The 26,079-nt window shown below is 69.0% G+C and carries 25 protein-coding genes and 2 pseudogenes; 8 read left to right on the top strand and 19 right to left on the bottom strand.

The window, feature by feature from the left end; translation table 11 throughout:
- Window positions 1-139: 139 nt before the first annotated feature.
- Window positions 140-733, bottom strand: coding sequence for an acyl-CoA-like ligand-binding transcription factor (locus tag ABD793_RS23825; RefSeq protein ID WP_344863565.1), 594 nt, complete (start codon window positions 731-733; stop codon window positions 140-142).
- 166 nt (window positions 734-899) lie between these two features.
- Between ABD793_RS23825 and ABD793_RS23820 the strand changes: the two genes are divergently transcribed.
- Window positions 900-2,045 (top strand): MFS transporter, encoded by a 1,146-nt coding sequence (locus ABD793_RS23820; RefSeq protein ID WP_344863713.1) that lies wholly within the window; start codon window positions 900-902, stop codon window positions 2,043-2,045.
- A 229-nt stretch (window positions 2,046-2,274) separates the two neighbouring features.
- Here ABD793_RS23820 and ABD793_RS23815 read toward each other — a convergent pair whose 3' ends face one another.
- Both ABD793_RS23815 and ABD793_RS23810 read right to left on the bottom strand, forming a co-directional pair.
- Window positions 2,275-2,652, bottom strand: coding sequence for a hypothetical protein (locus ABD793_RS23815; protein WP_344863563.1), 378 nt, complete (start codon window positions 2,650-2,652; stop codon window positions 2,275-2,277).
- Window positions 2,653-2,668: 16 nt separating this feature from the next.
- Entirely contained in the window at window positions 2,669-3,859 is a 1,191-nt protein-coding gene (locus tag ABD793_RS23810; protein ID WP_344863561.1) for an RtcB family protein, read from the bottom strand.
- A 257-nt stretch (window positions 3,860-4,116) separates the two neighbouring features.
- On the opposite strand from ABD793_RS23810, the gene ABD793_RS23805 reads away from it, so the two are divergent.
- The gene (locus tag ABD793_RS23805) at window positions 4,117-4,524 is read left to right on the top strand and encodes a hypothetical protein (RefSeq protein ID WP_344863559.1); all 408 of its coding nucleotides are present in this window, start codon (window positions 4,117-4,119) and stop codon (window positions 4,522-4,524) included.
- A gap of 50 nt (window positions 4,525-4,574) precedes the next feature.
- Here the strand turns inward: ABD793_RS23805 and ABD793_RS23800 are convergent, their stop codons facing one another.
- Both ABD793_RS23800 and ABD793_RS23795 read right to left on the bottom strand, forming a co-directional pair.
- Window positions 4,575-5,612 (bottom strand): aspartate-semialdehyde dehydrogenase, encoded by a 1,038-nt coding sequence (locus tag ABD793_RS23800; protein WP_425548744.1) that lies wholly within the window; start codon window positions 5,610-5,612, stop codon window positions 4,575-4,577.
- On the bottom strand, window positions 5,612-6,877 hold the full coding sequence (locus ABD793_RS23795; RefSeq protein ID WP_344863557.1) for an aspartate kinase: 1,266 nt from the start codon (window positions 6,875-6,877) through the stop codon (window positions 5,612-5,614). The genes ABD793_RS23800 and ABD793_RS23795 overlap by 1 nt, the downstream gene beginning before the upstream one ends.
- A gap of 232 nt (window positions 6,878-7,109) precedes the next feature.
- Here ABD793_RS23795 and ABD793_RS23790 point away from each other — a divergent pair, with 232 nt between their 5' ends.
- Window positions 7,110-7,700, top strand: coding sequence for a nitroreductase family protein (locus ABD793_RS23790; protein ID WP_344863555.1), 591 nt, complete (start codon window positions 7,110-7,112; stop codon window positions 7,698-7,700).
- Between the two features lie 7 nt (window positions 7,701-7,707).
- On the opposite strand, the gene ABD793_RS23785 is transcribed toward ABD793_RS23790, so the two are convergent.
- Window positions 7,708-8,151: a hypothetical protein gene (locus ABD793_RS23785; RefSeq protein ID WP_344863553.1), complete on the bottom strand. Its 444-nt coding sequence runs from the start codon at window positions 8,149-8,151 to the stop codon at window positions 7,708-7,710.
- 244 nt (window positions 8,152-8,395) lie between these two features.
- Between ABD793_RS23785 and leuA the strand changes: the two genes are divergently transcribed.
- Both leuA and ABD793_RS42755 read left to right on the top strand, forming a co-directional pair.
- Window positions 8,396-10,183 carry a 2-isopropylmalate synthase gene (leuA, locus tag ABD793_RS23780; protein WP_344863551.1) on the top strand — a complete coding sequence of 596 codons (1,788 nt, stop codon included), beginning with the start codon at window positions 8,396-8,398 and terminating at the stop codon, window positions 10,181-10,183.
- A gap of 10 nt (window positions 10,184-10,193) precedes the next feature.
- A pseudogene (locus ABD793_RS42755) lies at window positions 10,194-10,577 on the top strand (hypothetical protein); the annotation flags it as partial.
- A 103-nt stretch (window positions 10,578-10,680) separates the two neighbouring features.
- Here ABD793_RS42755 and ABD793_RS23775 read toward each other — a convergent pair.
- From ABD793_RS23775 to ABD793_RS23765, 3 genes and pseudogenes are all read right to left on the bottom strand, one after another.
- Window positions 10,681-11,223: pseudogene (locus ABD793_RS23775) on the bottom strand (SDR family oxidoreductase); the annotation flags it as partial.
- 120 nt (window positions 11,224-11,343) lie between these two features.
- Entirely contained in the window at window positions 11,344-11,991 is a 648-nt protein-coding gene (locus ABD793_RS23770; RefSeq protein WP_344863549.1) for a peroxiredoxin-like family protein, read from the bottom strand.
- Window positions 11,992-12,064: 73 nt separating this feature from the next.
- Entirely contained in the window at window positions 12,065-13,030 is a 966-nt protein-coding gene (locus tag ABD793_RS23765) for an Lrp/AsnC family transcriptional regulator (protein ID WP_344863547.1), read from the bottom strand.
- A 115-nt stretch (window positions 13,031-13,145) separates the two neighbouring features.
- Here ABD793_RS23765 and ABD793_RS23760 point away from each other — a divergent pair, with 115 nt between their 5' ends.
- A complete protein-coding gene (locus tag ABD793_RS23760; protein WP_344863544.1) occupies window positions 13,146-14,582 on the top strand; it encodes an FAD-dependent monooxygenase in 1,437 nt (478 codons plus the stop codon).
- Window positions 14,583-14,607: 25 nt separating this feature from the next.
- Complete coding sequence (locus tag ABD793_RS23755) at window positions 14,608-15,234, top strand: TetR/AcrR family transcriptional regulator (protein ID WP_344863542.1); 627 nt, start codon at window positions 14,608-14,610, stop codon at window positions 15,232-15,234.
- Here the strand turns inward: ABD793_RS23755 and ABD793_RS23750 are convergent.
- Window positions 15,231-16,142, bottom strand: coding sequence for a LysR family transcriptional regulator (locus ABD793_RS23750; protein WP_344863540.1), 912 nt, complete (start codon window positions 16,140-16,142; stop codon window positions 15,231-15,233). The two genes, ABD793_RS23755 and ABD793_RS23750, sit on opposite strands and share 4 nt — an antisense overlap.
- 86 nt (window positions 16,143-16,228) lie before the next feature.
- On the opposite strand from ABD793_RS23750, the gene ABD793_RS23745 reads away from it, so the two are divergent.
- Window positions 16,229-17,128 carry an EamA family transporter gene (locus ABD793_RS23745; RefSeq protein ID WP_344863537.1) on the top strand — a complete coding sequence of 300 codons (900 nt, stop codon included), beginning with the start codon at window positions 16,229-16,231 and terminating at the stop codon, window positions 17,126-17,128.
- A 4-nt stretch (window positions 17,129-17,132) separates the two neighbouring features.
- Here the strand turns inward: ABD793_RS23745 and ABD793_RS23740 are convergent, their stop codons facing one another.
- From ABD793_RS23740 to ABD793_RS23700, 9 genes are all read right to left on the bottom strand, one after another.
- Window positions 17,133-17,792, bottom strand: coding sequence for a DedA family protein (locus ABD793_RS23740; protein WP_344863535.1), 660 nt, complete (start codon window positions 17,790-17,792; stop codon window positions 17,133-17,135).
- 208 nt (window positions 17,793-18,000) lie between these two features.
- A complete protein-coding gene (locus ABD793_RS23735; protein WP_344863533.1) occupies window positions 18,001-19,140 on the bottom strand; it encodes an ABC transporter ATP-binding protein in 1,140 nt (379 codons plus the stop codon).
- Entirely contained in the window at window positions 19,137-20,132 is a 996-nt protein-coding gene (locus tag ABD793_RS23730; RefSeq protein ID WP_344863531.1) for an ABC transporter ATP-binding protein, read from the bottom strand. Before ABD793_RS23730 ends, ABD793_RS23735 begins: the two co-directional genes overlap by 4 nt.
- A gap of 6 nt (window positions 20,133-20,138) precedes the next feature.
- Entirely contained in the window at window positions 20,139-21,074 is a 936-nt protein-coding gene (locus ABD793_RS23725; RefSeq protein WP_344863529.1) for an ABC transporter permease, read from the bottom strand.
- Window positions 21,071-22,072: an ABC transporter permease gene (locus ABD793_RS23720; RefSeq protein ID WP_344863527.1), complete on the bottom strand. Its 1,002-nt coding sequence runs from the start codon at window positions 22,070-22,072 to the stop codon at window positions 21,071-21,073. The genes ABD793_RS23725 and ABD793_RS23720 overlap by 4 nt, the downstream gene beginning before the upstream one ends.
- A gap of 91 nt (window positions 22,073-22,163) precedes the next feature.
- Window positions 22,164-23,840 (bottom strand): ABC transporter substrate-binding protein, encoded by a 1,677-nt coding sequence (locus ABD793_RS23715; RefSeq protein ID WP_344863525.1) that lies wholly within the window; start codon window positions 23,838-23,840, stop codon window positions 22,164-22,166.
- A gap of 535 nt (window positions 23,841-24,375) precedes the next feature.
- Entirely contained in the window at window positions 24,376-24,855 is a 480-nt protein-coding gene (locus ABD793_RS23710) for a uridine kinase family protein (RefSeq protein WP_344863523.1), read from the bottom strand.
- A gap of 44 nt (window positions 24,856-24,899) precedes the next feature.
- Window positions 24,900-25,337, bottom strand: a complete 438-nt coding sequence (locus ABD793_RS23705) for a DUF2304 domain-containing protein (protein ID WP_344863521.1) — start codon at window positions 25,335-25,337, stop codon at window positions 24,900-24,902.
- Window positions 25,338-25,348: 11 nt separating this feature from the next.
- Complete coding sequence (locus ABD793_RS23700) at window positions 25,349-26,053, bottom strand: glycosyltransferase family 2 protein (RefSeq protein ID WP_425548748.1); 705 nt, start codon at window positions 26,051-26,053, stop codon at window positions 25,349-25,351.
- Window positions 26,054-26,079: the final 26 nt, after the last annotated feature.

Below are 26,079 nucleotides of genomic sequence, written 5' to 3'. Positions count from 1 at the left end.
CCCCGGAGCAGGGGTCACCCCGCGGAACACCAGGCACGACCGGCACCACAACCACGCCCTTCGCGGCGCGGGCAGAAATGCCGCGAAATCGTCGCGGAATCACCTCGGTTTTTTGCGCAGGCCGGCCCCGGAATTGCGGTCAGAGCTGCAGTCCGCCCTCGATGAACGCGAAGGCGCGGTCGAGTTCGTCGAACCAGTCGAGGTTCGGATCGTTGAACCGGGCGATCCCGACCGCGAGGAGCACGCCGGTCAGCGCACCGGCCCACGCGCGCACCTCGGAATCGTCCGGTGCGCGGCCGGTGCGCTCGGCGACGAACCCGGCGATCATGTCGATGCCCTCGATGTGCCCCTCGCTCAGCCGCGCGCGCAATGCGGGTTCGGTGAACACGAGACGCTGGCGCACACGCTCCTCGGCCCACACCTCGGCAGGCCAGTTCTCGCGCACGTCCTTCAACGTCGCACGGATCACCCCGATCAGGCTCAGCTCCGCGGGCTGCTTGCGGGCCGCCTCGATGAGCAACGGGTCGACCGGGTCGTAGAGGACCGTCTCCTCCTTGGTCGGGAAGTAGCGGAAGAAGGTGCTCGGCGAGACCTCGGCCGCGGCCGCGATCTGCTCCACCGTGGTCGCCGCGTAGCCCTGCGCCTCGAACAGCCGCAGTGCGTGCCGCTGGATCGACTCCCTGGTCCTGGCTTTCTTGCGCTCGCGAAGGCCCATGGGTTCGTCAGCGGTCATCGGGCAATTGTCGCAGTCACTTCCGTTTGACAGCAACTTCCACCTCGGGTCCGCGGCGAAAAGAAGTTGCACGCTCGTACCAGGTCTTGTTCTCATCGGGTACGTGCCTTTTCAGCCGTACCGCCGGGTTCTCACCCTGCCGAGGGTCGCTCCATCGATCGCGCTGATGGCCTTCGCACGGCTCCCGCTGACCATGACCGGTGTCACGCTCACCCTGTACGTGGTCAGCAATCTCGGCCACGGCTACGGCGCGGCCGGGGTCGTCGGCGCGGCCTCCACGCTGGGCACGGCACTGGGCGCGCCGCTGGTCGGGCGGAACATCGACCGGTACGGCCTGCGCCCGGTGGTCGCCGCCTGCGGGACGACGTCCACGGTGTTCTGGTTCGCGGTGCCGCACCTGTCGTACCCGGTGCTGGTGGCGTGTGCACTGCCCGCGGGCGTGCTGACCGTGCCTGCCGGTTCCTTGGCCCGGCAGATCCTGGCCGCGCTGGTTCCGCCCGAACAGCGGCGGGCGGCGTACTCACTGGACACAATCCTGGTCGAGGCCACGTTCATGATCGGCCCGGCGGCCGGGATCGCGGCCATCACGTCGCTGTCGGCGACGGTGGCGCTCAGCGGGATCGGCCTGATCTTCGGGATCACCGCGCTGCTCACCTACCTGCTGAACCCACCGATCCGCAACGAGGACGAACAAGCGCCGGCAGGCACCGGTCGGCCACCGCTGCGGACCTGGCTCTCCGGCCCGCTCGCCGCCACCCTGCTGGTCGCCGCGGGTGCGCTGTTCTGCCTGATCGGCACCGAGGTCGCGACGCTGGCCGCGCTGCGCTCGCACGGCGACGTCAGCTGGACCGGCCTGGTGATCGTGGTGATGTGCGCTGCGTCGATAGTCGGCGGCATCGCGCACGGCGCGGTCCGGCGCGCACCACCGCAGAGCGTGCTGATGCTGCTGCTGGCGGTGCTGGTCATCCCGGTCGGGTTGGCGGACCGGCCGTGGTGGCTGCTGATGCTCGCGCTGATCCCGACGAACCTGCTGTGCGCCCCGACCATCGCCGCCACCACGGAAACGGTCAGCTCACTCGCCCCGCCCGCGGTCCGCGGCGAGGCGATGGGCCTGCAGGACGCGTCCACCCGGCTGGGCCTTGCCGCGGGCAGCCCGGTGGTCGGCTTCGCGATCGACCACTCGAGCCCGGCATGGGGCTTCGCCGCGGCGGGGTTCGGCGGCCTGCTGCTGGCCGCGATCGGCCTGCTGTGGACCCGGCGCCGCACCCCGGCCGCCCCCGCACTGGCCGCGGGCGTACGCGCGCACCGCTGAGCCGGGCCACCGCCGCCCTGCCCGGCCCGCGGCCTGCACACCGGGAATCGGAAGCCGCGGCACGACCGACCACGACCCGCACACCGCCAACCGGCAGCACAACCGACCCACACACCGCCAACCGGCGGCGTCGCGCTGCTCGACTCGCGGGGCGTTTCCGCTGGGCGCCCGCGGTGGCGACGTGTCCGCCCGGCCGTCGCCGAGGCAGCCGTGGCGACGGCCGGGTGGCTCAGCTGCAGGCTTTTCGCAGCGCGTCGAGTTTCACCAGGTTGCGTTTGGCCCACCTGGCGACGACGCCGGCGTCCTCGATGTGCTCCTTCTGGACCTGCACGTACGAATCGGCCATGCCCAGCAGTGCGTTCTTCACGTCGTCGTTCCCGACGTCGTGGGCAAGGGTGCGCAGGCGTTGTTCCTTGTCCTGCGCGCGGGCCTTCAGCTTTGCCGGGTCCGCCAGCGGGTTCAGGTCGGCAAGGCCGAGCGCCTCGGTGCACGCGGAAACCTTGTCCGCGGCCGAGTCCGCCTGGTCGACCGCCGAATCCACGCCGGCGCACCCGGACAACACCAGTCCCCCGATCGCCAGTACGGCGACCCCTCCCCAGCTCTTCATCGCGCCAGCGTAGCGGTCAGCCCTTCACACAGACGACCTGTTTGAGCTGCGCCACCACTTCGACCAGGTCGGTCTGTGCCTGCAGCACCGACTCGATGTCCTTGTACGAAGCCGGGATCTCGTCGACCACGCCGGTGTCCTTACGGCACTCCACGCCCGCGGTCTGCGCCGCCAGGTCCTGCGCGGTGAACGTCTTGCGCACCTTGTTCCGCGACATCCGCCTGCCCGCGCCGTGCGAGGCCGATTCGAACGACGCCGGGTTGCCGAGCCCGCGCACGATGTACGAGCCGGTGCCCATGCTGCCGGGGATGATCCCCAGCTCGCCCGAGCCGGCCCTGATCGCGCCCTTGCGCGTGACGAGCAGGTCGAGCCCCTCGTAGGTCTCCTCGGCAACGTAGTTGTGGTGACACGAAATCGCGCCGGCGAACGTGGTGCCCGGCAGCACCTCGGCGACGGCGAGCTGGACCAGCGCGACCATGGTCGCCCGGTTGCGTGCCGCGTAGTCCTGCGCCCAGAACAGATCCCGCCGGTACGCGGCCATCTCCGGCGTGTCCGCCACGAACACCGCCAGATCCGGGTCCGGCAGGTCCCGGTTGTGCGGCAGCTTCCCGGCGAGCGCCATGTGCCGCTCCGCCAGTTCCTTGCCGATGTAGCGCGAACCCGAATGCAGCATCAGCCACACCCGGCCCTCGTCGGCACCGCCCTGTTCGAGGCACACCTCGATGAAGTGGTTGCCGCCGCCGAGGCTGCCGATCTGCCGTGCCGCCCGGTCGCGCAGCCCCTGGACGCCCTCGTGCAGGTCGCCGAACGCCTGCCAGAACGCGTCCCAGCCGCCGACGCCGGGCACGTTCGCCGCGGGCACCGGCGCCTCGTGCAGGGCGAATCCGACCGGTACGGCCGATTCGATCCGCCGCCGCAGCCTGCCCAGATCGTCGGGCAGATCGGCCGCGGTGAGCGAGGTGCGCACCGCGCTCATCCCGCAGCCGATGTCCACCCCGACCGCGGCCGGGGACACCGCGTCACGCATCGCGATCACGCTGCCCACGGTGGCGCCCTTGCCGTAGTGGACGTCCGGCATCACCGCGACGCCGTGCACCCACGGCAGGTCGGCGACGTTGCGCAGCTGGCGCATCGCCTGGTCCTCGACCGAGGTGGGGTCCGCCCACATCCGGATCGGAACCCGCGCGCCGTCCACCGCCGTGTACATGATTTTCCTTCCCTGGCTTGACTTAGCCCGATCAGCATCCGCCGGCAGGCAGCGTGGCGACAACGGGTTTTCGCACCGGTTCGCCCGATCCGGGACCGGTCCCGTACCGGCTGTGGTCTTCTTGTCCGGCTGCTGCCACGGGTGCTGCGAGACGTCCGAGAGAGGTGGTCCCCGCCGTGACCGAGTCAACCCCCTACCACCCCATGCCCAGGTCCGGTGAGCACGCGGAACGGACGGTGTCGCGAGGGATCAGATCGATGCGCCTCGCCATCGTCGGTCAGGCCGTGCTCTACCTGGCACTCGCCTGCCTGGTCTGGTACTTGGCCGCAAGTACGGACAACCTCGGGGACTTCGTCTGGCCGCTGGTGCTCGTGTCGGTGAACACGCTGCTGATCCTGGCGCTGGTGGTGTGCAGTGTGCTGCTGAGCCGGCGCGAACGCAGGATCGCCGCGGCGATCCTGTGGCTGGAGGTCGGCTTCATGGCGATGCTGCTGATCGGCGTGATCCTGGCTTTCACCACGAGTTCGGGATCCGGAAGTTCCAGTGCACCGGCAGGGCTGATCCTGTGGGGCCTGCTGATGCAGGCCGTGCTGCGGCCGTTGCAGAAGCCGGAAATGCGGGTGGCGTTCGGCATGCCGCCGATCCAGCCCCGGCAGAAGAAGTGAAACCGCCCGGTCCATCTGGGGCATGGACCGGGCGGGTTTCACCGATCGGCTCAGCGGCTCTGCGCCACCAGTTCGGCGATCTGCACGGCGTTGAGCGCCGCGCCCTTGCGGAGGTTGTCCGCGGTCAGGAACAGCGCCAGCCCACGTCCCTCCGGCGCACCGGGGTCGGCGCGGATGCGGCCGACGAAGCTCGGGTCGGCGCCTGCGGCCTGTAGCGGGGTCGGCACGTCGGTCAGCTGCACGCCCGGCGCGTGCGCCAGCAGTTCGGTGGCGCGCTCGGGCGAGATCGGCCGTTCGAACTCGACGTTCACCGAAAGCGCATGCCCGGTGAACACCGGCACCCGCACGCACGTCCCGGACACCAGCAGCTCCGGAATGCCGAGGATCTTGCGGCTTTCGTTGCGCAGCTTCTGTTCTTCGTCGGTCTCATTGGTGCCGTCGCCGACCACCGAACCGGCCATCGGCAGCACGTTGAACGCAATCGGCGCGACGTACTTCGCCGGCGCGGGGAAGTCCACCGCGGATCCGTCGTGGGTGAGCCCGGCCGCGCGCGAGGCGACCGCGTTGACCTGTGCGGCCAGTTCGTCCACCCCGGCGAGCCCGCTGCCGGACACCGCCTGGTAGGTGCTCGCGATCAGCCGCACCAGGCCGGCCTCGTCGTGCAGCGGTTTGAGCACCGGCATCGCGGCCATGGTGGTGCAGTTGGGGTTCGCGATGATCCCCTTGTGTGCCGCCTTGATCGCCTCCGGGTTGACCTCACTGACCACCAGCGGCACTTCCGGATCCCCCCGGTAGGCCGAGGAGTTGTCGATCACCGTCACGCCCGCTGCGGCAAAGCGCGGCGACTGCTCCCGCGAAGTCGATCCACCCGCGGAGAACAGCGCGATGTCCAAACCGGACGGATCCGCGGTCGCGGTGTCCTCGACGGTGATCTCTTCGTCGCGCCACGGCAGCTTCTGCCCTGCCGAACGGGACGAGGCGAAGTAGCGGATCTCGGCGACCGGGAAGTTCCGTTCGTCGAGCAGCTTGCGCATCACTGCGCCGACCTGGCCGGTCGCCCCGACCACGCCGATCCGAAGCCCTGCCATCAGCGACCACTCCCCGCGTAGACGACGGCTTCCTCGTCGCCGCCGAGTTCGAACACGTCGTGGATCGCGCGCACCGCCTCGTCCAGCTGTGCGTCGCGGATCAGCACGGAGATCCGGATCTCCGAGGTGTTGATGATTTCGATGTTCACACCCGCATTGGCCAGCGCCTCGCAGAACGTCGCGGTGACGCCGGGGTGCGAGCGCATCCCGGCTCCGACGAGCGAGACCTTGCCGACGTGGTCGTCGTAGAGCACCGAATCGAAGCCGATCCCGGCCTTGATCTTCTCCAGTTCCTTGACCGCCTTGGCCCCGTTGGCCTTCGACAGCGTGAAGGTGATGTCGGTGCGGCCGGAGGAGGTGCTGGACACGTTCTGCAGCACCATGTCGATGTCGATCTCGGCGTCGGCGACGACCCGGAAGATCTTGCCCGCGGCCCCGGCGTGGTCCGGCACGCCGGTCACGGTGATCTTGGCTTCCGAGCGGTCGTGTGCCACACCGGTGATCAGCGCTTGTTCCACGGGGATCTCCTCGATCGATCCGGCCACCGTGGTGCCCGGCTTGTCGCTGTAGGAAGAACGGACTCGGATCGGCACGCCGTAGCGGCGCGCGTATTCGACCGAGCGCAGGTGCAGGATCTTCGACCCGCTCGCGGCCAGTTCGAGCATTTCCTCGTACGGGATGGTGTCGAGTTTCCTCGCGTCCGGCACGATCCGCGGATCCGCGGAGTACACACCGTCCACATCGGAATAGATCTCGCACACGTCGGCGTCCAGCGCGGCGGCGAGTGCCACCGCGGTGGTGTCCGAGCCGCCTCTGCCGAGCGTGGTGATGTCCTTGGTGTCCTGTGCCACGCCTTGGAAACCGGCGACCAGTGCGACGTAACCCTGCTCCAGCGCCTCGGTGACGCGGCTGGGGGAGACGTCGATGATGCGCGCGTTGCCGTGCACCGACGTGGTGACCACGCCTGCCTGCGAACCGGTGAACGACCACGCCTGCGCGCCCTGCGCCGAAATGGCCATCGCGACCAGCGCGTTCGAAATGCGCTCACCCGCGGTGAGCAGCATGTCCATCTCGCGCTCCGGTGGCGCCGGGTTCACCTGCTGTGCCAGATCGAGCAGTTCGTCGGTGGTGTCACCCATTGCGGAGCAGACGACGACCACGTCGTTGCCCGCTTTCTTGGTGGCGACAATCCGTTCGGCGACGCGCTTGATCCGGTCGGCACTTTCCAGTGACGATCCGCCGTACTTCTGGACCACGAGGGCCACGCCCGAACCTCCTTGACGGGCCGGGTCTGCTCCTGGTGGGCACCGAGGAGCCCCCGCGTCCCTTCATGTGGGGAAGAGCCTACCGGCGCGTCATCAACACGCCACCCCATCGAGTGGCCGCACCCGTTCGAACCGCGTCTTTCGGTAGTAAATCTTCCTTAACGACACCGAAATACTCGAAGAGCTTCCGCCGGAGTGATAGAGAGCACTACCGCGTACTACGGTGCTGGGCGTGCGCAAACCAGCCGAGACGAGCGTCCCCGTCGCGCCGGCCATCGCCGAGCGCTGGAGCCCCCGCGCCTTCGACGAGACGGCCACGGTCAGTGGCGAGCAGCTCACCGCGTTGCTGGAGGCCGCCCGCTGGGCGCCGTCCTTCGGCAACACCCAGCCCGCGCGCTACCTCGTCGGCCGCCGCGGCGAACCGGCGTTCACCCGGATACTGGGCACGCTCAACTCCGGTAACCAGGCGTGGGCGTTCCGGGCCGGAGCCCTGTTCATCGGGGTGATGGTGACCACGAACGAGAAGGGCGAGGTGCCCTACGCCGAATACGGGCTCGGGCTGGCCAGCGAGAACCTGGTGCTACAGGCGGTGGAACTCGGGCTGATCGCGCACCAGATGGCAGGGTTTTCGCCGGACGCGGTCGGTACCGAATTCGGACTGCCCGGCGACGCGATCCCCCGGGTCGCGATCGCCGTCGGTTCTCCTGCCGACGCCGCGGTGCTGGCGGACCCGAGACGCGTGGAGCGCGAACTGGCCGCCCGCCGCCGGCTCCCGCTCGCGGAGTTCGCCTTCGGGGACGGCTGGGGCACGCCCGCGCTGTGAGGCGGGCTCAGGAAATCGCGCCGCCGATGCGGCGGAGGATTCTCGCCAGTATCGCGGACACGATGAGCCAGAAGATCGCCGCGATGCCGTAGTTCACCAGCACCCGCAGCTTCTCGTCATCGGGGGTGAACAGGTCGCGGAAGCCGAGCGACAGACCGTCCGCCCAGCTGTGCACGAAGGACACGATGCCGTTGGCCGGGTTGGCCGAACCGATCACGAAGATCACGTGCAGTACCAGTATCGCGGCGAAGATCAGCCCGATCCACCGCACCAGCGAGGCGACGAAGGAGAACGCCTGTTCACGGGTGCGTCGCCAGTCGACCGGGGCGCGCTTGGCCCGCGACGGCACGGCCGCCGAGCGGGCAGGCCCGCGGTCCGCGGGTGCCTGCCCGGGGTCCGCGCGCGGCGACTCGGGGTCCGCGTCCTGCGCCGGTTCCGCATGCTCACCCATGCCGGGAAGTCTCGCACGTCGTACCGCCTGCCGCTACCCGCTGGTAACACCCAGTGCGCACCGAACGTAACAGTTCGATCGCGACCGCGGCTTCCCAACCGCGACTGCGAGTGGTTAAGGTGGGGTCGTGGCTCGTGCTCTCCTGCTTCGCTGCCGCGACGGGGCCTGATCTGACCGGCTCCTCGTCGCGGGGCTTCGTGGTGCCGGTCGTCCGCACCCATTCCGTTCAGGAGACCTTTCAGTAATGAGCACCACGGATCCCCGTACGTCCACCAGCCGCATCCGCACACCTTCCCGTCCCGCGCCTGCCGAGCAGGCGGTGTGGAACACCCAGCGCGGCACGTCCATGCCGGTGCACCGCTACCGCCCGTGGTACGACCTGGTGGAGAACATCGACCTGGCCGACCGCACCTGGCCGGACAAGCGCATCGACCGCGCCCCGCTGTGGTGCGCAGTCGACCTGCGCGACGGCAACCAGGCACTGATCGACCCGATGTCGCCCGCCCGTAAGCGCAAGTTCTTCGACCTGCTCGTACGCATGGGCTACAAGGAGATCGAGGTCGGCTTCCCGGCCGCGTCGCAGACCGACTTCGACTTCGTCCGCGAGATCATCGAAGAGGGCGCGATCCCGGACGACGTGCACATCCAGGTGCTGACCCAGTGCCGTCCGGAGCTGATCGAGCGCACCTTCAAGGCACTCGAGGGCGCGCCGCGGGCCATCGTGCACATCTACAACTCCACGTCGATCCTGCAGCGCCGCGTGGTGTTCCGCGAGGAGCGCGAGGGCATCAAGAAGATCGCGACGCAGGCCGCGGAAATGGTCGTCGAGCTGGCCGCGAAGCAGCCGGACACCGACTTCCGCTTCCAGTACTCGCCGGAGTCCTACACCGGTACCGAGCTGTCCTACGCGGTCGAGGTGTGCGACGCGGTCACCGAGATCTGGCAGCCGACGCCGGAGAAGCCGGTGATCCTGAACCTGCCCGCCACCGTCGAGATGGCCACGCCGAACGTCTACGCCGATTCGATCGAGTGGATGAGCCGCAACCTGGCCCGCCGCGATTCGGTGATCCTGTCGCTGCACCCGCACAACGACCGCGGCACCGGCATCGCCGCGGCCGAGCTGGGTTACCAGGCAGGCGCCGACCGGATCGAGGGCTGCCTGTTCGGCAACGGCGAGCGCACCGGCAACGTCGACCTGGTCGCGCTGGGCATGAACCTCTACAGCCAGGGCGTCGACCCGCAGATCGACTTCTCGGACATGGACGAGATCAAGCGGACCGTCGAGTACTGCAACCAGCTGCCGGTGCACGAGCGTTCGCCGTGGGGCGGCGACCTGGTGTTCACCGCGTTCTCCGGCAGCCACCAGGACGCGATCAACAAGGGCCTGGACGCACTGCGGGACGCCGCGGGCAAACAGGGCGTGCCGGTCGACGAATACGCCTGGGAGGTGCCGTACCTGCCGATCGACCCGAAGGACGTCGGCCGCACCTACGAGGCGGTGATCCGGGTCAACTCGCAGTCCGGCAAGGGCGGCGTCGCCTACATCATGAAGGCGGAGCACCAGCTGGACCTGCCGCGCCGGCTGCAGGTCGAGTTCTCCAAGGTCGTGCAGGCCTACACCGACTCCGAGGGCGGCGAGGTCGACCCCGCGACGATGTGGCACGCGTTCTCGTCGGAGTACCTGGACTCGAAGACCCCGCTGGAGCTGGTGAAGCAGCGGGTGACCGACAGCGGCGGCGGCGAGTACGACCTCGAAGCCACCGTGCGGGTCGAGGGCGACGAGCACGAGATCACCGGCCGCGGCAACGGTCCGATCGCCGCGTTCTTCGACGCGCTGTCCACCGTGGGCTTCGACCTGCGGCTCCTGGACTACAGCGAGCACACACTGAGCCCCGGCGACGATTCGCGGGCCGCGTCGTACATCGAATGCGCGATCGCCGACCGCGTGTTCTGGGGCGTCGGCGTCGACCCGTCGATCGTCGCCGCCTCGCTGCGCGCCGTGGTGAGCGCGGTCAACCGGGCCAGCCGCTGACCTCGGCCTGATGCAGGGCGGCTCGACGGCCTCACCTCGCGGGAGGCCGTCGCACTGCTCGCGCTCGACGTGCCGGATGCACTGGCCGGACTCGGCCTCGGCACCGCGGTCGCCGCCGCGCACGCGAAGGTCTCCGCGAGCATGCCGGCGCAGCTTCAGCAGCAGGCGCGAACCGTGGCCGGGCGTTTCCACCTGGACGCCCCGGCCTGGTTCCGTTCCGCGGACGACGCGGCCGCGTTGCCTGCGGTGGCCAGGGCGGTCTGGGCGCAGCGCCGGCTCGACGTGCGATACCGGCGAAGGGACAAGACCGCCCGACGGCTGGGCCGACGCCGAACTCACCTTGGAGAACAAGGAAATCGCCGTCGGCCAGCTGACGTCGCTCGGCCCGGGTGTCGAGGTGGGCACGCCGTCGGAGATCCGCGCCGCAGTGGCCGCCGCTGCGCAGGCGGTGGCCGCCGCGACGCTGGCCGACCGCAACCGGGAAGCGTGCGCGATCTGCGGTATCCGGTTGCGTCAGCAGGCTTTCCTGGCCCCTGGACCTCCACCGCGTAACGCCACGCGTCCGGCCTGCTGCCGTCCACGTCGTCGATTCCGGACACCTGGGCGAGCTGTCCACTTGAGACGGTCCGGCCGTTCCACCGGGCTCGATCAGGATCTGCGGCCAGTGCGGCGGGCGCACGTCGGCGTCTCCGAGATCACGAAGCGCGGTTCACGAACCGTTGCCTCGCGCCAGTTTTCCTCGGTAACGCCGTAGCTGTCCGGCATCGCCTCCGAACGCAGCCAGCCCGGCGTGAAGGCGATCGCGTGGCAGCCGTACTTCACAAGTTCTGCCGCCTCCCCGATCGCCAACGGGTGCGCGGACGCCTTCGCCAGGTAGTACGGCAGCGCCGTACTACCTGGCGGTATTCGGCGTTGTACTCCGCGGTGCCATCGGTCAGCTCGACCACCAATCCGCCGGGACTGCGGATCAGCAGCGGGAGCAGGTGGTGGCTGGTGATCAGGTGCGCGTCGATCCGCGCCGCGCGTACCCCGGCTACTAGTGCGACCCTGCCGGACAGTTCCCCGCTCATCCCGGCGCTCTCCTTTTTGTCGGTGGAGCACCAAGGCCGACCCGAAACCCGGACAGACCGCGTCCGGGTTTCGGGTCGATTCAGCGCCGTTTACCGCAGGGCGGCGAGCACCTGTTCCGGGGCCGTGCGCGTGGTGTAGTCCGGGTGCACGTCGAGGAATCGGATCGTCCGGTCGGTATCCACCACGACCACCGCCGGATGCGGCAGCTCCCACTCGCCGGTGCCGTTGCGCTCGCCGAGGTCGAGCCCAAGGCCGGACTGCGCCGCACGCACCTGTGCGGAGGGCTGGAACGTGATGCCGAGCCCGCGCGCGACGACGTTGCCGACATCCGAAAGCACGGCGTACTCCAGCTCGTTGGTCTCCTTCGTCGACAGCGATCCGTCCGGCACCTGCGGGCTGATCGCGGCCAGCCGCACGCCGCGGCGGTTCAGCTCGGGCAGCAGGTCGCGCTGGTAGGCGCGCAACGCGACGTTGCAGTACGGGCACCAGCCGCCGCGGTAGAAGACGAGTACTGCCGGTCCGTCGGCGACCAGCGAGGACAGCGTGGTCTCGCCACCATTCGCGTCGGCCAGCGTGAACTCCTCGATTGTGGAGCCGACCTGGGCGAACTTGTCACGTTCAGCGTTCTCCTCTGCGCGCTCCGCGTCCGCCGCGAAGACCTTCACGGCTGCGGGTGGCAGCGCGTCCTTGCTCTTGACCTTCAGGTCCTTCAGCTCGTCCTGCAGTTCGATACGCACCGGGTCTCCCTTGTACCAACTAGTACAGTCAGTGCGACTGTACTAGTTGGTACATCGAGCTGTCGAGTGGGTCCTACCGTTCGTTCGCCGCCTGTTTGACGGTCCTGATCACCGGCGCGGTCTCGAGGTGCCGGACGGCGGGCAGCGCGGCCACCCGATTGGTCAGGTACTGGTACAGCGCCTGCTGGTTCGCGCACACTGCGGTCGCGTAGAGGTTGGTCGGCCCGGTCGTGGCGGCGGCGTAGGCGATCTCCGGATGCCCGGCCAGCGCCCGGCCGGCCTCCTCCAGGTGCGCGGGCGCGACCGAGAGCCAGAGCAGCGTGCGGGTGCGGACACCGAACAGCCGCACGTCCGCGTCGATGTCCAGGTACAGCACCCCGCTTTCGCGCAGCTCGTGCATCCGGCGCCGGACCGTGGTCGGCGACCAGCCGGTGATCACGGCCAGCCGCTCGATCCCGGTACGGCCGTCGGTGGCGAGCGTCGCGAGCAGTGCGCGGTCGCCGTCGTCGAGCCGGACCGGCCCCGGCCGGGGCGTCACCGGTGCCGGGCGCAACCGCTCGATCGCCTGCTCGTCCAATGAACCGAGCTTGGCAACGAGACTGTCCGGGCCGCCGTAGAAGGCGTGCAGCACGGAATGTGCGGTCACCCCCTCCACCCGAGGGGTACGGGGAAGCTTGGCCAGCAACAGCGACTCGCTGTCCAGCTCGCTCTCGGTGCGGACCACGCAGGTGATCTCGGTACCGCCGGAACTGAGGCTGACCCAGGACGTATCGGGCCGTCTCGCCAGCGCCTCCGCGACCGGGACCGCCGCGCCGGGCGCGCAGCGCACGCGCAGGAACCACAGCACCGCACCCAATGCGGCCGGATCGACACCACCGACCACCCGCACCGCGCCGCTCGACCGTAAAGCGGTATACCGGCGGGCGATGGTGCGATCCGACACGCCGAGCACCTCGGCAATCGCGCTGAACGGGGCCCGTCCGTTGATCTGCAGGGCGTGCACGAGCCGTCGATCCAGCTCGTCGTAGTCAGATTTCACCTTTTCGACGCTAGTCGGCGTCGGATACCGGCACAATCACGCCAGTTTGGGACTCCGCCGGACTGCGCGACGGAGAGTCGGTCTCGTCCTGATCATCCCAGCCAGGAGAGACACGATGAACACCGAAGTCCTGATCGTCGGCGCGGGCCCGACCGGCATGACACTGGCCAACGAACTGCAGCTGGCAGGCGTACCGGCCGTGGTGGTCGACAAACTGCCCAAGCGCAGTGAACTGTCGAAGGCGGGCGGCGTGCAGTCCCGCACACTGGAGGCACTCGACCAGCGCGGCCTGCTGGAACCGTTGCTGGCCACCGGCGACTACCCGATCAGCGCCGGCCACTTCGCCGGTATCCCGCTGTCGCTGGAGCACGCCCGGCACCGCCTGCCGTGGCGGTCGGTACCCCAGGTCGCGATGGAGCGATTCCTCGAACAGCATCTGGCCGCGCACGGCGTGCACGTCCGGCGTGGCCTGGATCTGACCGGCCTCAGCCAGGACGACGACGGGGTCACCGCGACCTTCGCGGACGGCACCGTGCTCCGTTCCCGCTACCTCGTCGCCGCCGATGGCGGCCACAGCACGGTCCGCACACTGCTCGGGGCCGCCTTCCCCGGCCGCGCGGGCACGGTCACCATGGTCGCCGCGGACGTGCGGCTGCGCGGCGCGGACGCACCGGTGATGCACACCTCGAGCAAGGACGGGCACTGGGCACAGATCTTCCTGCTGGGCACCGATCCGGAGGGACGACCGTTGCGCAGGCTGGTGCTGGGCGGGCCCGGTTCGCTGCCGCGGGACGTGCCGGTCACCGAGGACGAGATCCGCGACGGCCTGCGCGCCGTGTTCGGCACCCGGCTGGAACTGCTCGAACTGCGGTACGCCCGCCGCATCACCAACGCCGCCCGCCAGGCGGCGCAGTACCGACACGGCCGGGTGTTCCTGGCCGGCGACGCCGCCCATGTGCACCTGCCGCTCGGCGCGCAGGGCATGAACACCGGAATGCAGGATGCGATCAACCTCGGCTGGAAGCTCGCCGCCGTGGTGCGCGGCCAGACACCGGAAAGCCTGCTCGACAGCTACCACGCGGAACGGCATCCGGTCGGCGAGATCGTCCTGCGCAACGTCCAGGCGCAAAGCCTGCTGCTCGATCGGGAGGGCACCCGCGACCCGGACGTGCTGGCCACCCGGGAGCTCTTCACCGCATTGTTGCAGCAGCAGGATGTGCAGCGGTACGTCGGCGATCTGCTGTCCGGGATGGCCGTGCGCTACCCGATCCCCGGTGCCGGGACACACCCGCTGATCGGCCTTCCGGCACCGGATCCGAAGCTCGGCTCGACCCGGCTGCACGAACTGCTCCGGTCCGCACGCGGGGTGCTGCTCGATCCGGCCGGCGAGTTCGGCGAACTCGCCGAACGCTGGTCGGACCGGGTGGACCGGATCGGCCAATGCCCCGGCACGGAACCGATGCTCGTCCGTCCGGACGGCTACGTGTGCTGGGCAGGAGAGCCCGCGGACCTGGCCGCCGCACTGCGCCGCTGGTTCGGCGAACCGCACTGACCAGCGAGAATGTACTATGTGGTACATGGAGACGCAGGCACCGACAGCGGTCACCGACCGGGGCAGGCGGTCCCGCGAGTCCATCGTGGACGCGGCCGCGGCGCTGATGTACACCCACGGGGTGGCCGGCACCAGCGTCGACAAGGTGCTCGCCGCGAGCGGGGCCGGGAAATCGCAGATGTATCACTACTTCAAGAACAAGGACCAGCTGGTCGAGGCGGTGATCGACCGGTACCTGGAGCGGATCCTCGGCAACCAGCCCACGATCAGGGCACTCACCTCGTGGGCCGATTTCGACCGCTGGGCCGAGGAGCTGCTGGCCCTGCACCGCGGACCGGACGGCCCGATCGCCTGCCCGCTCGGCAACCTGGCCGGCGAACTCGGCGACCAGCCCCGGGTGCGGCTCCTGCTGGACCGCGCCTACCGGGACTGGGAATCCCATCTCGAACGCGGTCTGCACACCTTGCGCGACAAGGGTTTGCTGCGCAGTACCGCGGACCCCGCCCGGCTGGCCCAGTCCGCCATGGCCTGTCTGCAGGGCGGCCTGCTGCTCGGCCACATCCGCAACGACATCACTCCGATCGAAGACGTGTTGCGAATCGCGATCACGCATTTGCGCAGCCACGCCGTCGACGCCGACGAACGGGGCTAACGCGGGGCGGTCAGCGCGGTGACCTCGCCCCGCATCTCGTCGATCACCGTCGCCACTGCGGGCCGGCTCAGCGCGCCGGTGCGGCACACCGCTTCCACCAGCCGGGCGGCGCGGATACCGGCGAGCGGACGGGCGACGAGCCCGCTGCCGCGCCGGGTGTCCATGGTGTAGCGGGGCATCAGCGCAATGCCGTGCCCGGCCGCGACGAGCCGTTCGGTGATCCGGAAATCGTTGATCCGCTGGACGATCTGCGGGCGCACACCGGTACGCACGGTCAGCGAGCGCAGCACGTCGTCGACCGGGAAGCCGTGGTCCACCGAAATCCAGCGTTCGTCCGCGAGATCGGCCAGCCCGACCCGGCGCCGGCGAGCCAGCCGGTGCTCGGACGGCAGCGCCACGTCGAGTGGTTCGCGCAGCAGCGGGACGACGTCCAGCCGTTCCGAACCGAACTCCGCGGCGTGCTCGTCGCGGTGCGCCACCACCACGTCGTAGTCCGCGAGCAGACCGGGTACCTGCGGCGGGATCATGTCGACATCACGCACGTCGACGTCCAGCCCGGCGTGCCGGGCGATCCGGCTCAGCAACCCGGGCAGCAGCATCAGACCGGCCGACTGGAAGATCGCCATCCGCACCCGGCCGCGGGGCGCACTGCGGTAGGTGTCGAGCTCGGATTCGGCGCGATCGAGTGCGGCCAGCACCTCGTCCCCGCGAGCGACCAGTGCGTGCCCCGCGTCGGTGAGCCGCAAACCGCGCCCAGCCGGTTCGGTGATCGCCACGCCGACCTCGGCCTGCAGCGCGCGCAGCTGCTGCGAAACCGCCGACGGCGTGCAGTGCAGTGCCTGGGCGGCGGCCGTGACGCTGCCCCGATCGGCGAACTCCCGCAGGGTCCGCAACCTCCCCACATCCACCCGGTGAGTGTATGTGAAGCACAACTGAACGGTCAGTGCAATTATTCTCGCTGGTCCTTCATAGTTTTACCCGGCAGAGTGCGGGTATGGCCGTTCGTGACCGCCTTCTCGCCGTGTTCGTCGCCGTCCTGTGGGGACTCAACTTCATCGCCATCCACGCCGCCCTCGGCCAGTTCCCGCCGATGTTCGCCGGTGCACTGCGCTTCGCCCTGATCGCGGTGCCCACACTGCTGTTCATCCCGCGACCGCGGGTCAAACTGCGTTACCTGCTCGGCTACGGACTCGGGTTCGGCACCGGACAGTTCGCGTTCCTGTTCGTGGCGATGGATCTGGGCATGCCGACCGGCCTCGCCTCGCTGGTGCTGCAGTCCTCGGCACCGTTCACCGTGCTGCTCGGTGCGGCGCTGCTGGCCGAACGCATCTCCGGCCGCCAGCTGGCCGGGATCCTGCTGGCCGTCGCGGGCATGACGGCAATCGCCTGGCAGCAGGCGGGGCAGGCCGCACTGGTGCCCATGCTGCTCACCCTGCTCGCCGCGCTGAGCTGGGCGTTCGGCAACCTCAGCATGCGCAAGGCGGAACCGGAAAACCCGCTGCACCTCACGCTGTGGATGTCGGTGGTGCCGCCGCTGCCGATGCTCGCGCTTTCACTCGGCTTCGAAGGCACCGCGGGCTTCCGGTCACTGACCACCCTGGGCACGCACACCGGACTGATCGGCCTCGCCGGGCTGGCCTATGTGGTCGTCTTCGGCACCGTGGTCGGCTCCGGTGTGTGGACCACGCTGATGCGCCGGAACCCGGCCAGCGTGGTGGCCCCGTTCTCCCTGCTCGTACCGGTGGTCGGGCTGACCGCGTCGTTCTTCGTCCTCGCCGAGACACCCACGCTCGTGGAGATCATCGCCGCGGTGGTGGTGATCGGCGGCGTGCTGCTGGGCAGCCTGCGCCGCAAACCGGCGGCCGTGCCGGCGGAGGAGCTGCTGCCGGCTTGAGTGCTCAGGCGACCGCGTCGTCCTTCGTCGCCGGGTCGGTTTCGCTGCCCGAGCTGTCCGGATGCGCGCGGCCCATGCGCTTCTTCAGTACCATCGCAATGACCACGCCCAGCACCAGCGCGACGCCGAGGGCGGCCCATTGGAAGCCCTTCAGCCACTTGTCGGCGACCACGCCGAGGTAGTAGATGAGCGCGGTGGTGCCGCCGGCCCAGATGATGCCGCCCAGCGCGTTCGCGATGAGGAAGCGCGGGTAGTGCATGTTGAGCGAGCCGGCGAGCGGGCCGGCCAGAATCCGCAGTACCGCGACGAAGCGGCCGAAGAACACCGCCCACATACCGCGCTTGTGGAACATCCGCTCGGCGTTGGCCACGTGTTCGGGGCCGAAGTGCTTGGGGAACTTCCGGCCCGCCCAGTCGAAGAGCCGTTTACCGCCCTTGCGGCCGATCAGGTAGCCGATGCTGTCCCCGATGATCGCGCCGGCACTGGCCAGCCCGCCGATCCACAGCGGGTTCAGCCCGCTGTGCGACGAAGCCAGCAGCGCCGCGCTCACCAGCACGATCTCGCCGGGCAGCGGGATGCCGAGGCTCTCGACCATCACCACCAGCCCGACCAGGAGGTAGACCGAGATCGGCGGAATCGCCTCCAGCCAGTGCTCGATACTCACGTGCGCCAAACCCCCTGCTGCTTGCCGGTTTCGTGCCTGTTCCCCGCAGCGTACCGGCGGCGGTCTCCCCGGGCGTCACCCTTCAGTCGGGGGTGGGACCCGTCTTGAGTCCGGGGTATCCGGACATGGCACACAAAGCGCTCAATTCGAACACCCGCGCCGGCAGGCTCGGCGAGCGGCCCACGCACTCGCCTGCCTGCCGTGCGGGTCAGAGGATTTCCGTCACCGAGCCGACGTCCGGCGGACCCGAGTCCGGGTTCACCGCGGCGGCCTCCACCAGTTCCGCCTCCACCCGGTGCGGCTGGATCCGGCCGTCGCGGATGTCCTCGGCGTAGTGGCAGGCCACCCGGTGGCCGGCACCGATCTCGCGCAGCTGCGGGCGGTCGGTGTCACACAGGCTGGCCTGCCGCCACGGACAGCGGGTGTGGAAGCGGCAGCCGGTCGGCGGGTTGGCCGGCGAGGGCAGGTCGCCTGCCAGCAGGATCTGCTCGCGGGTGTCCTCGACCACCGGATCCGGCACCGGAATCGCCGACAGCAGCGCCCGCGTGTACGGGTGCAGCGGGTTCTCGTACAGCTCCTCCGACGTCGTCTCCTCGACCAGTGCACCGAGGTACATCACGCCGATCCGGTCGGAGATGTGTCGCACCACGGCCAGGTCGTGTGCGATCACCAGATAGGTCAGACCCAGCTCGTCCTGCAGTTCCTCCAGCAGGTTCACCACCTGCGCCTGCACCGACACGTCGAGCGCGGACACCGGCTCGTCGGCCACGATCAGGTCCGGCTCCACCGCGAGCGCCCGCGCGATGCCGATGCGCTGGCGCTGACCGCCGGAGAACTCGTGCGGGTACTTGCGCAACGAGGACTCCGGCAGGCCGACCGCGGAGAGCAGTTCCCGCAGCCGGCGGGCGGTGGCTTCCTTGTCTCGGTCGAGACCGTGCGCGTGCATGCCCTCGACCAGGATCGACTCGACCGACTGCCGCGGGTCGAGGCTGGACATCGGATCCTGGAAGATCATCTGCATCCGGCGCCTTGCCTTGCGCAACTGCTCACCCTTGAGCCTGGCGACGTCCGTGCCGTCGAACACCACCTTGCCCGCGGTGGGTTCGTTCAGCCGCAGGATCGCGCGCCCGAGCGTGGACTTGCCACAGCCGGACTCGCCGACCAGCCCGTAGGTCTCGCCCCGGAGGATGGTCAGGTCCACGCCGTCCACCGCGTACACGTGCCCCACCGTGCGGTCCACGACGATCCCGCGTTTGATCGGGAAGTGCACCTTGAGGTCGGTGACCTCGAGCAACACGTCGGTGCTCGGCGGTTCGGTGTTCACCGGCTCGGTGTTCGACACCGTCATCGGGTCCCTCCTCCGGCGGCCACCACGGGCAGCACCGGGTTGTGGCAGCGCAGCAGGCCGCCGCGATCCGGAACGAGCTCCGGTGAACGCTGCTGGCAGACCTGCAATGCGTTCGGGCACCGGGGCGCGAAGGCGCACCCGCCGTCCCACGGGATGTTGTCGGCCACCGAACCGCGGATCGGCACCAGCTTCTCGCCCCTGCCCTCGTCGAGGCGCGGGATCGAGGCCAGCAGTCCGTGCGTGTAGGGGTGGCGTGGTTCGGCGAACAACGCGTGCCGCTGTGCGCGCTCCACGATCCGGCCGCCGTAGAGCACGTTCACCTCGTCGCACAGACCGGCCACCACACCGAGGTCGTGCGTGATCATGATCAGCGCGGTCCCGGTGTCGGTCACCAGTTCCCGCAGCAGCGCGAGGATCTGCGCCTGGATGGTCACGTCGAGTGCGGTGGTCGGCTCGTCGGCGATCAGCAGCCGCGGACGGCAGGCGAGCGCGATCGCGATCAACGCCCGCTGCCGCATCCCGCCGGAAAGCTGGTGCGGGTACTCCGAAAGCCGTCGCGACGGATCCGGGATGCCCACCTTGTCCAGCAGTTCGGCCGCCTCGATCCGGGCCTTGCGCCGGGGCATGCCCCGGTGCCGCTCCAGCACCTCGGTGATCTGCAGCCCGATCGGGATGACCGGGTTCAGCGAGGACAACGGGTCCTGGAACACCATGCCGAGGTCGCGGCCGCGGCGATCACGCATGTCCCGGTCGGGCAGCGTCAGCAGTTCGGTGCCCTCGAACCGGACCGAACCGCTGACCTTGTTGCCCCGCTTGGCGAGCAACCGCATGATCGCCAGCGACGTGACCGACTTGCCACAGCCGGACTCGCCGACCAGTCCGACCGTCTGCCCCGGCTCGACGTCGAAGCTCACCCGGTCCACCGCGGTGAACGGTTGTTCGCCCCTGCGCTGGAACACGACCGTCAGATCGCGGACTTCAAGGAGTGCCATCGGGGTTCACCGCCGGTTCTTCGGGTCGAGGGCTTCACGCAGGGACTCGCCGAGCAGCGTGAACCCGAGCGCCACCACGATGATCGCGATGGCGGGGTAGTAGGCCAGTTCCGGGCGGATGTCGAGGAACTGGCGCGAGGCGTTGCCCAGCATCAGTCCCCATTCCGCCCTGGTCGGGTCCGGATCACCGAGGCCGAGGAACGACAGCGCGGCGGCTTCCAGGATCGCGGTGGCCAGCGTCAGCGTGGCCTGCACGATCACCGGCCCGAGCGAGTTGGGCAGCATATGCCGGAACACGATCGTCCCGCGCTTGACGCCGAGCGACCTCGCGGCAAGCACATGGTCCGCCTCGCGCTGCGCGAGCATCGACCCGCGCAGCAGCCGGGCGAAGATCGGCACGCCGATGATCGACACCGCGAGGATCACCGTCCACTGGCTCGGCTTGGCGAACAGTGCGGCGATCGAAATCGCCAGCAGCAGCGAGGGAAACGCGAGCAGCACGTCGACCAGTCGCATGAGGACGGTGTCGACCCAGCCGCCGAAGGCACCCGCGAGCCCGCCGATGATCACCCCGAGCAGCACGCCGATCACCGTGGCCAGCACACCGACCAGCAGGGTCTGCTGCGCCCCGACGATCAGTCTCGACAGGAAGTCACGGCCGAAATCGTCCACGCCGAGCGGAAAACCGGGCTGGGCGCCGGGGATGATGCCGCGGCCGAGCTCCACCTTGTCCTGCAGATAACGCGTCTGCGGGTCCTTGGGGGTGAGCAGCGGCGCGAAGATCGCCAACAGCACGAACAGACCGGTGATCACGCCACCGGTGATCGCCACCGGACTGCGCAGCATCCGCCGGAACGCCTCGCCGCTGAGGCTCCGCCCGCTCACCGACGACGCGGCGAGCTTGTCGATCGGTTCCTTCTTCTTGTTCAGCAGTGTGTTCATCGCACACGCACCCTCGGGTCGATGAGTCCGTAGGAGATGTCGACCAGCATGTTCACCACGACGTAGACCAGTGCGCCGAACAGCAGCAGCGCCTGCAATCGCGGATAGTCACGCTTTTCGATCCCTTCGGCCAGCAGGAAGCCGAGGCCACGGAAGTTGAACACCCGCTCGGTCAGCACGGCACCGCCGAGCAGCGCGCCGGTCTGCAGGCCGATGGTGGTGACCACCGGCAGCAGTGCGTTGCGCAGCACGTGCCGCTGCCGCACCACCGGCTGGGTCAGCCCCTTGGAATTGGCCGTGCGGATGAAGTCCTCGTTCAGCACGTCCAGCACGGACGCTCTGCTGATCCGGGTGATCACCGCCAGCGGAATGGTGGCCAGCGCGAACGCGGGCAGGATCAGGTGCTTGATGGCGTCCCAGACCGCGTCCCATTCGCTGGTCATGATGCCGTCGAGGATGGCGAAGTTGGTGATCGCGGTGGCGTCGATCCCCGGCGCCTGCCTGCCCTGCGACGGCAGCCCGAGCGGGGCGGACAGCAGGTCCTGCATGGTGTAGCCGAGGAAGAACACCGGAACCGCCACGCCGACCAGAGTCAGCACGATGATCACGTTGTCCGGGATACCGCCGCGGAAACGCGCGGCCAGGTAGCCGAACGGGATGCCGAGCACCACCGCGATGATCATCGCGGAGATGCCGAGCTCGAGGGTGGCGGGCAGGAAGGTGCCGATCTCCGACATCACCGGCTGCGCGGAGACCAGTGAGTTGCCGAAGTCGCCGGTGACCGCCCGGCCGAGGAATTTGAAGTACTGCAGGATGATCGACTGGTCGAGGCCGAGCACGTGGTTCAGGTTCGCGATCTTCTCCGGGGTCGCCTTGTCGCCGAGCAGTGCGGCCGCGGGACCGCCGGGCAGCGATCGCAACCAGGCGAAGACCAGGATGGACAGGATCAGCAGCGTCGGGATCGCTTGGAGCACCCGGCGCACTATGAAACGAAGCACAAGTAGTCCTTTGTGTACAGCCCGGGAACGTGGCCAAGGGCAGGTGCGATTCGCACCTGCCCTCGGCCCGGCTGCTCAGTGGTGGTGCACCTCAGCCGGTAGTGACGTTGTTGAAGCGTTCATCGGTCAGCGGGCTGGCCACGACGCCCTTGATCTTCTCGTTGACCACGATGGCAGGCGAGGGGTAGGCGATCGGGACGGCAGGCAGGTAGTCCATGATCTGCTTGTTGGCTTCCTGGTAGGCCTTGGCGTGCTGGTCACCGGGCGGCGAGGCGTCGGCGTCGCCGAGCGCCTTGAACAGATCCGGGTTGTCGAAGCCGAACTCCTTCTTCTGCCGGCCGAAGAAGGTGCCGACGAAGTTGCCCGCGTCGTTGTAGTCACCGGTCCAGCCGAGCAGGTGGATGTCCTGCTTGCCGAACTGCTGCACGTCGTCCTTGTAACCGCCGTTCCACGACTCGGCCACCGGCTGGATGGTGATCCCGATGTTCTTCAGGTCCTGGGAGATCGCGGTGAAGGTGTCCGCCGGGTTCGGCATGTAGGGCCGGGTCACCTCGGTCGGGTAGTAGAACTTCAGCGACAGGTTGCTCGCCCCCGCCTGCTTGAGCAGGTCCTTGGCCTTCGCCGGGTCGTACGGGTACTTGGTCACGTCGTCGGTGTAGCCGGAGATGGCCTTCGGCACGAACTCGGTGGCCACCTCGGAACCCTCGGCCAGTTTGGACTGCACGAACTGCTGGCGGTTGATGCCGTAGGCCAGCGCCTGGCGCACCCGGGGATCCTTGAGCTTCGGGTTGCCGGACTGGTTGATGCCCAGGTACAGCACGTTGAACGACGGACGCACCAGCACCTGGTCGCCGTCCTTGCGCAGCAGGCCGTAGTCGGCGGGCGCGGGGAAGTCGTAGCCATCGATGTCACCGGCCTTGAGCGCCTGCTTGCGGGCGTTCTCGTCCGGGATCACCTTGAAGATCAGCTTGTCCAGCTTCGCCGGCGCGGGCATCGTGCTGGTGTCGTTGCGCACCAGGGTGATCTCACCCTTGCCCTGGTCCCAGCTGTCGAACTTGAACGGGCCGGTGCCGGTCACGTGCTTGTAGGCGTAGTCGCTGTAGGTGAACGAATCGCCGGACTGGCTGACCTTGTCCGCGTCGTACTGCTTCAGCGCGGTCGGGCTCTGGATGGACAGCGACGGCAACGTGAACGCGGCCGGGAACGCACCCTTGGGCTTGTTCAGGTTGAGCACCGCGGTGTTCGGGTCCTTCGCTTCACAGTTCTTGTACAGCGGGTCGCTGAGCGCGGAACTCTCGTTGTGCGCGAAGCCGCCGAAGACGTCGGCGTAGTAGATCATCTGGCTCTGCGCGGCCGCGCCCTTCATGTTGTACCAGCGGTCGAAGTTGTAGCAGACCGCTTCGGCGTTGAAGGGGGTTCCGTCGCTGAACTTCACGCCCTGCTTGAGGCTGAAGGTCCAGGTCTTGCCGTCGTTGCTCGGCTCCCACTTGGTGGCCAGCGAGGGCTCCAGGTCGGCGGTGCCGGGCTTGTTCTGCACCAGCGTGTCCAGCATCTGCCGGGTGATGCGGTAGGTCTCGCCCTCGTCGGTGAAGACCGGGTCGAACATCTTCGGGTTGCCCGTGTTGCCGAAGACCATGGTGCCGCCGGAGCCACCACCTCCGGCGTCGTCACGCTTGGACTCCGCGCACGCGGACAGCGAGACCGCGAGCACCCCGGCTAGCCCGATCAGGGCCGCACGGCGTGTTCGGGTCAGCCGCAATTGCTGCATCTGGCACCCCTTGGGAGATGTTCGGTGTCGAAGTCACCGCCCGTGCCGATCGGACAGACCGGAGGAGTCGGTGTGCTCGCCGACATTAGCGGGAAGTCGGCTCGCACTTAAGCACGTGAGGTTACGATCGCACTACGTAAGGACTGAAATGACCGCAAAACGTTGGCAAATCTGCACAGAACGTAGTCAAATCGGCAGGTTTAGCACGAAGAGTGGCAGTTCGATCGCACGAATGGACTAATGCGACCAGCCGTCCGCGCAGTCCCACCGTGCGGGTCCGGACACTGCGTGACGATCCCGGCGGACCATTCCGGACAGGTCTGAACCTCCGGTGCGTGCCGGAGGTTCAGACCACTCGATCGGGCATCGGCGGCAAAGTCCGGGGCCGGGCAAGGGCGCAGACTTGCCGTCAGACGCGTTCCCGGGCTGGCTCGACACCGATGTCCAGACCACTCGCGTCCAGCGCCGCGGCAGCCGCATCGGCCGCGCGAATCGCACCGCTGCAGCGCAGCAAGCACAACCGCCGCAACGGCGGTCACCGCAGGCGGGTGTCCGCTGCCTCCCGGGTGCCGTCCACGGCGAACCAGCCGCGTTCGAACAGTTGCCAGCGACGCAGTTCGGTGCGGGCCTCCGGGCCGTCGCGAGTAGTCGTGCGGATGAGGCGGTCCGCCTCGCTGCCGCCTTCCAGCCAGCAGAGCCAGGACAGCCGTCCACGGATGGCGCGGCGGCCGCTCGACACGCCTTCCAGCACCAGTACCTCGGGGACGGCCACGTGCACCAGCTCGCCCGGTCGTGGCTCGCCGGAGGTCCAGTCCATCCTCCGGTACTGCCCCGCCCGGCCGAGCGCCAGCGGTTCCAGCACGCCCCGTTCCAGGTGCGGCCACCAGGCCACCGGATCGGCCCAGGTGGCGAATGCGTCCGTGCTCACCAGTGCGGCCGAATGGCCGAGCGCGTCGGCAACCGAGCCTGCCAGCGCGGATTTACCGGCGCCGGACGGACCGTCGATCGCAAGCACCCGGACCGCACCGAGCCGCGGTGGAGCGGCGAACAGCGCGGAGATCAGCGAACGCGTGCGTGGCTCACTTCGGGCAGCCCTTTGACGTCGTCCGGAGCAGCCGTGCGGCTCTCCAGTTCGGCGATCCGGGTGTCGAGGTCCCGCTTGGCGTCCGCCAGCTCGCAGCGCAGCAGCGCAATCTCCTCGACCGAGGTCCGGACCTCTTCCTCGAGGTGGCCGACCTCGGTCGACAGGTGCAGCGCGACCAGCGCGAGCACCACGCCGGCCAGCAGGAAGACGAAGTTCGACGGCGTCTGGACACCGGTGATCTTCGCCAGGAACGATGCGGCCTGCGGGATGGCCGCGAGGACCACGACACCGACCGCGACCACGAGCCACACGCCGGCGTACTTCTCCCGCAGCTTCCGGCGCCGCATCATCTCGAGGACGACGAAGAGCACCAGGCACGCGACGACGATGCTGAGGATCTGCCAGCCGGCCATGTGCGGACTCCTTACGCTGCGTCGGACGAATCGACGGACGGACGGCGGCGCACCAGTGCCAGCAGCAGCGCGAGGCCCGCGCGGCTGAGGTACACGGCAGACTTCAGCGGCGAGTGGCTCGGCGTGCCCGCGGTGCGCTCCCGCATCACCACCGGCACCTCGGCGATGGAGAGTTTCGCGCGGATCGCCATGACCAGCGCCTCCACCGTGTCCCCGAGGTATTCGGCCGGGTAGTAGGACGCGAACAGCTTGATCGCCCGCGGGCCCATCGCCTTGAACCCGGACGTGACGTCGGTGATCCGGTACCTGGCCAGCCGGGAGAACACCAGGGAGAGCACGACCATCGCGTACTTGCGCGGGCCGACGGCCCGGTATGCGCCCTTGCCCGCGAACCGCGAGCCGATCGCGATGTCGGCGCCGTCCTCGAGCAGCTTCAGCAGCGCGGCGACCTCTTCCGGATCGTGCTGGCCGTCCGCGTCGACCTGGACGACCACGTCGTAGCCACGGGCGGCGGCGTAGCGGAAGCCGGTGCGCATCGCACCGCCGACGCCGAGGTTCACCGCCAGCCGCGCGACCTCGGCACCCGCATCGCGGGCGATCCGGGCGGTCTGATCCTGTGAACCGTCATCGACGACGAGGATGTCCATCCCCGGCAGTGACTCCCTGACCTGGGAAATCACCGATCCGACGCTGGCCTGTTCGTTCAGCGCCGGCATCACGATGAGGACCCGTCGGGTGCGCA

It is taken from the genome of Amycolatopsis ultiminotia, assembly GCF_039536925.1.
In the GTDB taxonomy this organism is placed as follows: domain Bacteria; phylum Actinomycetota; class Actinomycetes; order Mycobacteriales; family Pseudonocardiaceae; genus Amycolatopsis; species Amycolatopsis ultiminotia.
Note: the sequence above shows the minus strand (reverse complement) of the source record. Positions and strands in the feature narration are given on the sequence as shown.

Coding starts and splice junctions, on each gene's coding strand:
- ABD793_RS23825 (WP_344863565.1), bottom strand. CDS start 733: ATGACCGCTGACGAACCCATGGGCCTTCGCGAGCGCAAGAAAGCCAGG.
- ABD793_RS23700 (WP_425548748.1), bottom strand. CDS start 26,053: ATGCCGGCGCTGAACGAACAGGCCAGCGTCGGATCGGTGATTTCCCAG.
- ABD793_RS23725 (WP_344863529.1), bottom strand. CDS start 21,074: ATGAACACACTGCTGAACAAGAAGAAGGAACCGATCGACAAGCTCGCC.
- ABD793_RS23805 (WP_344863559.1), top strand. CDS start 4,117: ATGCGCCTCGCCATCGTCGGTCAGGCCGTGCTCTACCTGGCACTCGCC.
- ABD793_RS23705 (WP_344863521.1), bottom strand. CDS start 25,337: ATGGCCGGCTGGCAGATCCTCAGCATCGTCGTCGCGTGCCTGGTGCTC.
- ABD793_RS23735 (WP_344863533.1), bottom strand. CDS start 19,140: ATGACGGTGTCGAACACCGAGCCGGTGAACACCGAACCGCCGAGCACC.
- ABD793_RS23800 (WP_425548744.1), bottom strand. CDS start 5,612: ATGGCAGGGCTTCGGATCGGCGTGGTCGGGGCGACCGGCCAGGTCGGC.
- ABD793_RS23820 (WP_344863713.1), top strand. CDS start 900: ATGGCCTTCGCACGGCTCCCGCTGACCATGACCGGTGTCACGCTCACC.
- ABD793_RS23810 (WP_344863561.1), bottom strand. CDS start 3,859: ATGTACACGGCGGTGGACGGCGCGCGGGTTCCGATCCGGATGTGGGCG.
- ABD793_RS23760 (WP_344863544.1), top strand. CDS start 13,146: ATGAACACCGAAGTCCTGATCGTCGGCGCGGGCCCGACCGGCATGACA.
- ABD793_RS23755 (WP_344863542.1), top strand. CDS start 14,608: ATGGAGACGCAGGCACCGACAGCGGTCACCGACCGGGGCAGGCGGTCC.
- ABD793_RS23730 (WP_344863531.1), bottom strand. CDS start 20,132: ATGGCACTCCTTGAAGTCCGCGATCTGACGGTCGTGTTCCAGCGCAGG.
- ABD793_RS23745 (WP_344863537.1), top strand. CDS start 16,229: ATGGCCGTTCGTGACCGCCTTCTCGCCGTGTTCGTCGCCGTCCTGTGG.
- leuA (WP_344863551.1), top strand. CDS start 8,396: ATGAGCACCACGGATCCCCGTACGTCCACCAGCCGCATCCGCACACCT.
- ABD793_RS23715 (WP_344863525.1), bottom strand. CDS start 23,840: ATGCAGCAATTGCGGCTGACCCGAACACGCCGTGCGGCCCTGATCGGG.
- ABD793_RS23815 (WP_344863563.1), bottom strand. CDS start 2,652: ATGAAGAGCTGGGGAGGGGTCGCCGTACTGGCGATCGGGGGACTGGTG.
- ABD793_RS23785 (WP_344863553.1), bottom strand. CDS start 8,151: ATGGGTGAGCATGCGGAACCGGCGCAGGACGCGGACCCCGAGTCGCCG.